General features: G+C 62.0%; 13 protein-coding genes, 1 other RNA gene and 1 pseudogene. 10 read left to right on the forward strand and 5 right to left on the reverse strand.

Features of this window, described 5'->3' with window-relative positions; genetic code table 11:
- A pseudogene (locus EN914_RS16005) lies at positions 1 to 383 on the forward strand (MFS transporter); the annotation flags it as partial.
- 15 nt (positions 384 to 398) lie between these two features.
- Here EN914_RS16005 and EN914_RS16010 read toward each other — a convergent pair.
- Entirely contained in the window at positions 399 to 1,238 is an 840-nt protein-coding gene (locus EN914_RS16010; protein ID WP_024502902.1) for a MoxR family ATPase, read from the reverse strand.
- 148 nt (positions 1,239 to 1,386) lie between these two features.
- Here EN914_RS16010 and ssrS point away from each other — a divergent pair.
- The 5 genes from ssrS to EN914_RS38320 all read left to right on the forward strand — a co-directional run bounded on the left by ssrS (position 1,387) and on the right by EN914_RS38320 (position 4,131).
- A non-coding RNA gene (gene ssrS, locus EN914_RS16015) (6S RNA) lies at positions 1,387 to 1,542 on the forward strand.
- A gap of 96 nt (positions 1,543 to 1,638) precedes the next feature.
- Entirely contained in the window at positions 1,639 to 2,226 is a 588-nt protein-coding gene (locus EN914_RS16020; protein WP_024502903.1) for a 5-formyltetrahydrofolate cyclo-ligase, read from the forward strand.
- A gap of 70 nt (positions 2,227 to 2,296) precedes the next feature.
- On the forward strand, positions 2,297 to 3,121 hold the full coding sequence (locus EN914_RS16025; RefSeq protein ID WP_024502904.1) for a YmdB family metallophosphoesterase: 825 nt from the start codon (positions 2,297 to 2,299) through the stop codon (positions 3,119 to 3,121).
- A 74-nt stretch (positions 3,122 to 3,195) separates the two neighbouring features.
- Positions 3,196 to 3,957, forward strand: coding sequence for a TerC family protein (locus EN914_RS16030; protein ID WP_013529109.1), 762 nt, complete (start codon positions 3,196 to 3,198; stop codon positions 3,955 to 3,957).
- A 3-nt stretch (positions 3,958 to 3,960) separates the two neighbouring features.
- The gene (locus EN914_RS38320; protein WP_155924945.1) at positions 3,961 to 4,131 is read left to right on the forward strand and encodes a hypothetical protein; all 171 of its coding nucleotides are present in this window, start codon (positions 3,961 to 3,963) and stop codon (positions 4,129 to 4,131) included.
- Here the strand turns inward: EN914_RS38320 and EN914_RS16035 are convergent.
- Positions 4,124 to 4,591, reverse strand: coding sequence for an SRPBCC family protein (locus tag EN914_RS16035; RefSeq protein WP_024502905.1), 468 nt, complete (start codon positions 4,589 to 4,591; stop codon positions 4,124 to 4,126). The two genes, EN914_RS38320 and EN914_RS16035, sit on opposite strands and share 8 nt — an antisense overlap.
- Positions 4,592 to 4,607: 16 nt before the next feature.
- Positions 4,608 to 5,090 (reverse strand): SRPBCC domain-containing protein, encoded by a 483-nt coding sequence (locus tag EN914_RS16040; protein WP_024502906.1) that lies wholly within the window; start codon positions 5,088 to 5,090, stop codon positions 4,608 to 4,610.
- 52 nt (positions 5,091 to 5,142) lie between these two features.
- Between EN914_RS16040 and EN914_RS16045 the strand changes: the two genes are divergently transcribed.
- From EN914_RS16045 to EN914_RS16055, 3 genes are all read left to right on the forward strand, one after another.
- On the forward strand, positions 5,143 to 5,466 hold the full coding sequence (locus EN914_RS16045; RefSeq protein ID WP_024502907.1) for a helix-turn-helix transcriptional regulator: 324 nt from the start codon (positions 5,143 to 5,145) through the stop codon (positions 5,464 to 5,466).
- A 213-nt stretch (positions 5,467 to 5,679) separates the two neighbouring features.
- Positions 5,680 to 6,429, forward strand: coding sequence for a YebC/PmpR family DNA-binding transcriptional regulator (locus tag EN914_RS16050; RefSeq protein ID WP_013529113.1), 750 nt, complete (start codon positions 5,680 to 5,682; stop codon positions 6,427 to 6,429).
- 17 nt (positions 6,430 to 6,446) lie between these two features.
- Complete coding sequence (locus tag EN914_RS16055; RefSeq protein WP_127218697.1) at positions 6,447 to 6,743, forward strand: SelT/SelW/SelH family protein; 297 nt, start codon at positions 6,447 to 6,449, stop codon at positions 6,741 to 6,743.
- Between the two features lie 18 nt (positions 6,744 to 6,761).
- On the opposite strand, the gene EN914_RS16060 is transcribed toward EN914_RS16055, so the two are convergent.
- On the reverse strand, positions 6,762 to 6,911 hold the full coding sequence (locus EN914_RS16060; protein WP_081714260.1) for a hypothetical protein: 150 nt from the start codon (positions 6,909 to 6,911) through the stop codon (positions 6,762 to 6,764).
- Between the two features lie 21 nt (positions 6,912 to 6,932).
- The gene (locus tag EN914_RS16065; RefSeq protein ID WP_024502909.1) at positions 6,933 to 7,412 is read right to left on the reverse strand and encodes a DUF1772 domain-containing protein; all 480 of its coding nucleotides are present in this window, start codon (positions 7,410 to 7,412) and stop codon (positions 6,933 to 6,935) included.
- 126 nt (positions 7,413 to 7,538) lie between these two features.
- Here EN914_RS16065 and EN914_RS16070 point away from each other — a divergent pair, with 126 nt between their 5' ends.
- Positions 7,539 to 8,180, forward strand: coding sequence for a TetR/AcrR family transcriptional regulator (locus EN914_RS16070; RefSeq protein WP_024502910.1), 642 nt, complete (start codon positions 7,539 to 7,541; stop codon positions 8,178 to 8,180).
- Positions 8,181 to 8,183 lie beyond the last annotated feature (3 nt).

The following is an 8,183-nucleotide window of genomic DNA, read 5'->3' on the forward strand; positions in this document are numbered from 1 at the left end:
ATAACAGCGCGCGGCTGATCACGCTCGCCATCAACATCGCGGTGCTGGGCCTGCTGTTGACGCAGGGAATTGCTTCCTATCTCAAAACCGCATTGGGCACTGCCCTTGACCCGGACGAATTGCGCGCGTTGGCGGAAAAGATCGCCACCGGAAATCTCGATGGCCTCTCCCAATATTCGCCCAGGCTGGCGACCCTCGACCCGTCCGGCGCGCTTGCGCATGCCGCCTTAGTCAACGGTTTTGGCTGGGTCATGCTCTATAGCGGGATCGGCGTTCTTGCCCTTGCCGTCATCAGCTTCGTCGTCTTCGGCCCCAGAAACGTCGCGCCGCAAGAGGCAAGGGACCGTCATCGTGCTCAGGGCGCAAGCGAAGCTCGATCGTAGCCAGTGCCCGGCGCCTCACCCTTGCCTGCGCGCCATGAAGGCAAGCCGCTCGAACAGATGGACATCCTGTTCGTTCTTCAGCAATGCGCCATGCAGCTTGGGCAACGCGTTCTTCGGGTCGGCGCGCAGATCCTCGGGCGCGATATCGTCGGCGACCAGCAGGCGGATCCAGTCGAGCGCCTCGGAGGTCGACGGTTTTTTCTTCAGCCCTGGCACTTCGCGGATCTCGTAGAACTGGGTGAGGGCTGCCCGAACCAGGTTCTGTTTGATGCCGGGATAGTGGACGTCGACGATTCTGTGCAGCGTGTCGACGTCGGGAAAGCGGATGTAATGGAAGAAGCAGCGGCGCAGGAACGCGTCCGGCAACTCCTTCTCGTTGTTGGAGGTGATGATGACGATCGGCCTGACGGCGGCGCGGATGGTTTCGCCGGTCTCGTAGACGAAGAACTCCATCCGATCGAGTTCCTGCAGGAGATCGTTTGGGAATTCGATGTCGGCCTTGTCGATCTCGTCGATCAAGAGCACGACCTTCCTGCCGGCGGCGAAAGCCTCCCAGAGTTTGCCGCGCTTGATGTAGTTCCTGATGTCGTTAAAGCGCTCGTCGCCCAACTGGCTGTCGCGCAGCCGCGAGACGGCATCATATTCGTACAGGCCCTGCTGCGCCCGCGTCGTCGACTTGACGTGCCATTCGATGAGGTCGAGGCCGAGTGCAGCCGCCACCTGGCGGGCCAGTTCCGTCTTGCCGGTGCCGGGCTCGCCCTTGATCAGCAAGGGCCGCTCCAGCGCGATCGCTGCATTGACGGCCACCATCAGATCCTTGTCGGCGACATAGGCCGCCGTGCCTTCGAAACGCATTCTTGCTCCTCGGTTGGTCATCGCGACCGTAAGGACGAGGCCGTGCCTGTGCAAGGGTGAGGTGTTGGCGGCGCGAGGGCCTGAACCCAACACGGAAAGAGTGCCCGTCTCACTGGCGCTTAGCCGGCCGGCAGCCTATATTGGGCGGGACGGTCTGTGCTTCCCGGCAGGAGAACATTTTCCCCGGGGCCTTAACGATCCTTAGGGAGCTGTCCCTGGGAAGACCCGTGGGTTTTCTCACACGGCGCCCACCTACTTTGTAGGTTCCCGGGATCGCTCTCTCCACCGGTTGTGTGGATCGTCACTTACTGCCACGCGTCCCGCATTTCGGTGGATGATTGCGGTGGAAAACGTCGCTCCCAACACTCCATCCAGATCTGACCTTTTCTACCCTGACTGCATGACCTCTCTCAAAGACCTGAAAAAGCAGCTTCGCCGCGAGGCCCTCGGACGCCGCGATGCGCTCGACGAATTCTGGCGGGTGGAGGTCGCGCTTGAAATGGCAGAGACGGCACGCGATCACCTCCACATTGAGCCGGGCCAGATCGTTTCCGGCTTCTGGCCGATGCGCTCGGAAGTCGACGTCAGGCCGCTGATGTTTGCCTTGCGCGAAAGGGGCGCGCGGCTTTGCCTGCCGGCCATTCTCGACAAAACCACGATCGTCTTTCGCGAACTGGTGCGCGGCGCGCCGATGGTCGAGATGGGTTTCGGCACGGTCGGCCCGCATGAAGAAGCAGAAGTGCTCGACCCCTCGGTGATGCTGGTGCCGCTCGCCGCCTTCGATGCGCGCGGCCATCGCATCGGCTATGGTGCCGGCTATTACGACCGCGCCATCGCCAAGCTGATCGACAAGGGACAGCCGCCGCGGCTGGTCGGCATCGCCTTCGACTGCCAGGAGGTGGCAATGGTGCCGGATGAGGAACATGACGTCGTCATTCCGGAAATACTGACCGAGAGCGGGTTGCGCCGCTTCGCGTCAAAATTGTAGATAAAAGGACGCATGATCTTTCACAGACGTCATGCAGCTTTTGCTTCGCTGACCTTCGGTGCGGGATCATATGAGACTTCTCTTCCTCGGTGACATGGTTGGAAAGACAGGACGGACGGCGGTGTGGGAACAACTGCCCGGCTTGATCTCCGACTTCAAACTCGATTTCGTCATCGTCAACGGTGAGAACGCCGCCGGCGGCTTCGGCATCACCGAAGATATCTTTCGCGAGACGATCGCGGCCGGTGCGGATGTCGTCACAACCGGCAACCATGTCTGGGACCAGCGCGACGCACTCGCCTTCGCGCCGCGCGAAGAGCGCTTCCTGCGCCCCTCGAACTTTCCCAAGGGCACGCCCGGGCGCGGCTCCGGCGTCTACATCGCCAGGAGCGGCGCGCGCGTGCTGGTCGCCAACATCATGGGCCGGGTGTTCATGCATCCCGAACTCGACGATCCCTTCCAGGCCGGCGAACGCGAGCTTGCCGCCTGTCCGCTCGGCGAGCAGGCGGATGCCGTGATCATCGACTTCCACGCCGAGGCGACCTCGGAAAAGATGTGCTTCGCGCATTTCGTCGACGGCCGCGCCAGCCTCGTCGTCGGCACCCACACCCACCAGCCGACCGGCGATCACCAGATCCTCAATGGCGGTACCGGTTATATGTCCGACGCCGGCATGTGCGGCGACTATGATTCCTCGCTCGGCATGGACAAGGAGGAGCCGCTCAACCGGTTCCTGTCGAAAGTGCCGAAAGGCCGCTTCGAAGCGGCGACCGGACCGGCGACCTTGTGCGGCGTCGGCGTCGATATTTCCGACCGCACCGGGCTGACCGAGCGGATCGCGCCGTTTCGTCGCGGCCCGCGGCTGGAGGAAACCGCACCGTCCTTCTGGTCATGACATTGATATAGGCACGCTTAGTACCTAACTGCCGGCGACACTGCTCTAGATCGTTAAAAGAGGGGACGACCTCCATGCAGCTCATCGAATTCCTGGCGCCGCATTTTCAATTTGTGTCCGATCCAACCGCCTGGGTCGCGCTGCTGACGCTGATTGTGCTCGAGGTCGTGCTCGGCATCGACAATCTGATCTTCATCTCGATCCTAACCAACAAGCTGCCGGAAGCACAACGGGCCCGTGCCCGCCGGCTCGGCATCTCGGCGGCGCTGATCATGCGGCTGGTGCTGCTGGCCACCATTTCGATCATCGTCCAGCTGACCACGCCGGTATTCACGGCCTTCGGCCATGGTTTTTCCTGGCGCGACCTGATCCTGATCGCCGGCGGCCTGTTCCTGGTCTGGAAGGCGACCAAGGAGATCCATCACACGGTCGATCCCGACGACCACAAGGATACGATGATGGGCGAGACGCTGCAGATCAGCCTCGCCGGCGCGATCTTCCAGATCCTGCTGCTCGACCTGGTCTTCTCGATCGATTCGATCATCACCGCCGTCGGCATGACCGACGAGATCGCTATCATGTACATCGCCGTGATCGTGGCGGTCAGCGTGATGATGCTGGCGGCCGGGCCGCTGGCCAACTTCATCGCCAAGAACCCGAGCATTGTCATGCTGGCGCTGGGCTTCCTTTTGATGATCGGCATGACACTGATCGCCGACGGCATGGGCTACCATGTGCCCAAGGGCTACATCTATGCGGCGATGGGCTTTTCGGCATTGGTCGAGGGGCTCAACATGCTGGCGCGGCGGCGCAAGAAGCCGGGCGGCGGGCATTGAGGCATGAGCAGCAGGGACCTTAGCCAGGATCAGCGCGATCAGTTGGCCAAGCTGGCTGAATTGCCTGACAGCGAGATCGATATCTTGGAAATTCCGGAAGCTCCGGCCGAGAATTGGGCTCAAGCTCGTCGTGAGCAGGAAAAGCGGCGATCCCAAGCCCGCCGGTTCAGTTAGCCGGCACGCCCTTCGGGTGACGGTCGCCGATCAGGCCGAGCGTCAGGCCTTGTTCCAGCCACGCCTTGGCACCGGCCAGTACCAGCGTGAAGCCGCCGGTTGAGCCGACGGCCTCTTTCACCTGCCCGTCGCCATCGCCGGCGAAGCCAAAATTGCGAACCTCGAGAAAAGTTGTCTCGCCAGGCATTTCGGTGAAAGTCCAGACCACGGTGGTCGGTGGATCGCTCCACTGCATGACGATCTTTTCGTTCGGAACGATCTCGCAGACGTCGACCGTCGTCGAGACGCCGTACATGCGCCATTCCCAGTGGATCTGCTCGCCGCTGTCCAGCCGGCCGCTGCCATGGGTAAACCAGAATTTTGTGGTGATGGCCGGGTCGACGAAGGCCTCGAACACTTCGGCGACAGGCCGCCGGATCAGCATGCCGGCTTCGGCGGTCGGTTTTTCGTGGATGTCCATGGAATGCTCCTAATGGTCAGATATTGGTCTCGTTGGCGGGTTCGCCTTTCATCTCGCTGCGGTAGTAGCCGTCGCGCAAATTGATGCCGTACTCGAGATAGGCCTTCATGCAGGCCAGCATCTGCGACCAGCCCTCGCAATTGAGGTAGGACTTCTTCAGGCCGACCGCGCCTTCCTGCCAGCCGCTCTCGGCGATGGTGACGAAGGTGCCGCCATCGTCCAGCGGTTCGAAGTTCATCTCGATGCGGGTTTTGTAGGCCGGCTTGCCGTCCTCATCGGTGGCAACCCAGCGCAGCACGATGCGGCGGTCCTTGACCACTTCGTCGACCTCGACCTGCACCTTGCCCCACCAGACGACGCCGGCGCCGGCTTCCAGCGGGGCGCTGGCGCCGCCGATCGTGGTGAAATAGCCGCTCAGTTTCTTCGGATTGACGACTGCGTCGAAGACGTCGGCGACCGGCTTGCCGATGCGTCCGGAAACACTGAATCCAAGTGACATATCCACAGCTCCTTCCCTTGATCGGTTCAACAATATGTTATATAAACATAACATGTCAAGCCGATCGCAAGACGACAATGTTTTCAAGGCGCTGGCGCATCCGCGGCGGCGCGAAATGCTGGATCAGCTGAAGGACGCGCCGAAGACGACCGGCATGTTGTGCGAGGCCTTTCCCGATATCGATCGCTGCACGGTCATGCTGCATCTGAAGGTGCTGGAGGAGGCCGACCTGATCGTTGCGCGGCGCGACGGCCGCGAGCGCTGGAACCATCTCAACGCGCTGCCGATCAAGCAGATCCACGACCGCTGGATCAGCCAGTATGCCGGCCATGCGCTCAGCATCATCGACCGGCTGAAATCCGATCTGGAGGCGTGAATGCTTGCTGCAGCCCATGGCGCGCGTCCCGTGCGCGGTGCGGCTGGACGAATTGAGCCGATTTATCTATAAGCCGGCCATTCCGACAGAGAACGCCGTGCTTCCAAGAGGTGCACCTGGGACGCTCTGAAATTTTGAATTCGGGCATTGCGGAAGACGAGGTCAGATCACTTCGCTTCGCGATGCTCTAGCCGAGAAGACGACAGGGGTGCCATGGCTGGCCATTCACAGTTCAAGAACATCATGCACCGCAAGGGCCGCCAGGATGCGGTGCGGTCGAAAATGTTTTCCAAGCTGGCGCGCGAAATCACCGTCGCCGCTAAAAGCGGGACGCCCGATCCATCGATGAACCCGCGCTTGCGGCTGGCGATCCAGAACGCCAAGGCAGTGTCGATGCCGAAGGACAACATCCAGCGCGCCGTCAACAAGGCCTCGATGGGCGATGCCGAGAATTACGAAGCCGTGCGCTATGAGGGCTATGGCCCGGGCGGCGTCGCTGTCATTGTCGAGGCGCTGACCGACAACCGCAACCGCTCGGCGTCCAATGTGCGTGCTGCCTTCACCAAGGCCGGCGGCGCGATGGGCGAAACGGGCTCGGTTTCCTTCATGTGGGACCGCGTCGGCGAGATCTATTATCCGGCATCGGCCGGCAGCGCCGACAAGGTCATGGAAGCGGCAATCGAAGCCGGCGCCGACGACGTGGAAACCGACGAGGAAGGCCACACCATCTATTGCGCCTTCGAGAATCTCGGTGAGGTGTCGAAGGCTCTGGAAACCTCGCTCGGCGAGGCAGAATCGGTGAAGCTGATCTGGCGGCCGCAGAACAACGTTCCGGTCGACGAGGAGCGGGCACAGTCGCTGATGAAACTGGTCGCCACGCTCGAGGACGACGACGACGTGCAGAGCGTCTACGCCAACTTCGAAGTCGACGACGAGACCATGGCCAAGCTCAGCGCGGCATGAGCGGAGCTCAGCCCGGCATGAGCGAGCAGATCCTCCCCGCCATCCGCATCACCTATTGCACGCAGTGCCAGTGGCTGCTGCGCGCCGGCTGGATGGCGCAGGAGCTGCTGTCGACCTTCGGCACGGACCTTGGCGAGGTGACGCTGGTGCCGGGCACCGGCGGCATCTTCACCATTTCCTGCAATGACGTGCTTGTCTGGGATCGCAAGCGCGACGGCGGTTTTCCGGACGCGGCCAAGCTGAAGCAACTGGTCCGCGATGTCATTGATCCGGACCGCGACCTCGGTCATTCCGATCGGAAGACAAAGGCGTAGAGGCCGCCGGCGCTGCCGTCACTTGCGTCGCCACGCTCCGAAGGCGGCGCCAATCGCAATACCCACGGCGACGCCCATCGGAAGGTCATCCAGAGCGGTGCCGACCGCGGCACCGACACCAACTCCGATTGCCATGCCGAAGGCCATATTCGAATATTGACCCTTCATCGGTGGCTCCATCCATCCTTTTCAACGCGCGGCGAACCAGAAGAATGCCAGCGCGGCTATGCCGCTGATGGTGCGGACATGGTTCCACATCACCCACTCGTTGAGGTAGCGCGACCACAGGCTTGCGCCATTGCTGCTGGCCGGATCGAGGGCGGCGAGCGCATCGTTGAGCGGGACGTTGAAGATCATCGTCACCACCACGATGCCGATGAGATAGAGCAGGCTGCCGGCAACCAGCCAGAGCGAGCCTGGCTGGTTCCAGCCGATCACCGCACCGATGGCGACAACGATGCAGACGAGAGCCGTGCCGAACAGTGCTGTCATGAACAGCGGCGTCACCGCTGTGACGTTGATGGAATTCATCGCGGCAATGCCGCTTGCGGCTGGCATGCGGGCGAGGCCCGGCATGACGAAGCTGGAGAAAGCAAAGAAGACGCCGCCGACGACGCCTGAGCCAAGTGCGGCAATGAAGATGAGAGTGGGAAGAAGTTTCGCGATCATGTCAGTTGCTCCAGATGCCCATTGTGCTTTCCTCCGCATAAACGTGATTAATCCTCACATTTGCAAAACGTGATAAACCCTCGTATTTTTCGAGTCAAGTGATTTTGGCGGCATTTGGAGTCAGGTATGGAAGACGCGGCAACCCCCGTTTCCGCACAGAAGCAGGCTGCTTCACCGCGTCGGGCGCCGAGCCAGCAGCGCAGCCGCGAGCGGGTCGAGCGCATGCTGGCGGCTGCCTCGGCGCTGATCGCCGAGCAAGGCAGCGATGCCATGCGCATGGGTGAGGTGGCGGAGCGCGCTGGGGTGTCGATCGGGTCGCTCTATCAGTTCTTTCCGGACAAGCGGGCGATCATCTGGGCGCTGGCCGAGCGCTACACCGCCGAAAGCCAGTCCTGCATTTCGGCAGCACTGGCTGGCATCAGCGACGCCGAAGGCCTGCAGTCCGCGTTTTCAGAGTTGGTCGACATCTATTACCGGCTGTTCCTGGCCGAGCCGGTGATCCGCGACATCTGGTCGGGCACGCAGGCTGACAAGGCGCTGCGCCAGCTCGAACTCGCCGACAGCCGTGCCAACGCCGAATTCCTCAGCGCGGTGCTGAAACGGCTGCGGCCGGCAGCCGATCCGGCGACACTGGAAACCACGGCGTTTCTGGTCTGGCAGATGGGCGAGGCCGCCATGCGGCTGGCGATCTCGGTTGAGCGGCAGGAGGGCGACAGGCTGGTCGCCGCCTACAAGCGCATGGCGTTAAGGGAATTGCTGGCCGAGTAGGAC

This window comes from Mesorhizobium sp. M7A.F.Ca.CA.001.08.2.1, assembly GCF_003998455.1.
Lineage (GTDB): Bacteria > Pseudomonadota > Alphaproteobacteria > Rhizobiales > Rhizobiaceae > Mesorhizobium > Mesorhizobium ciceri.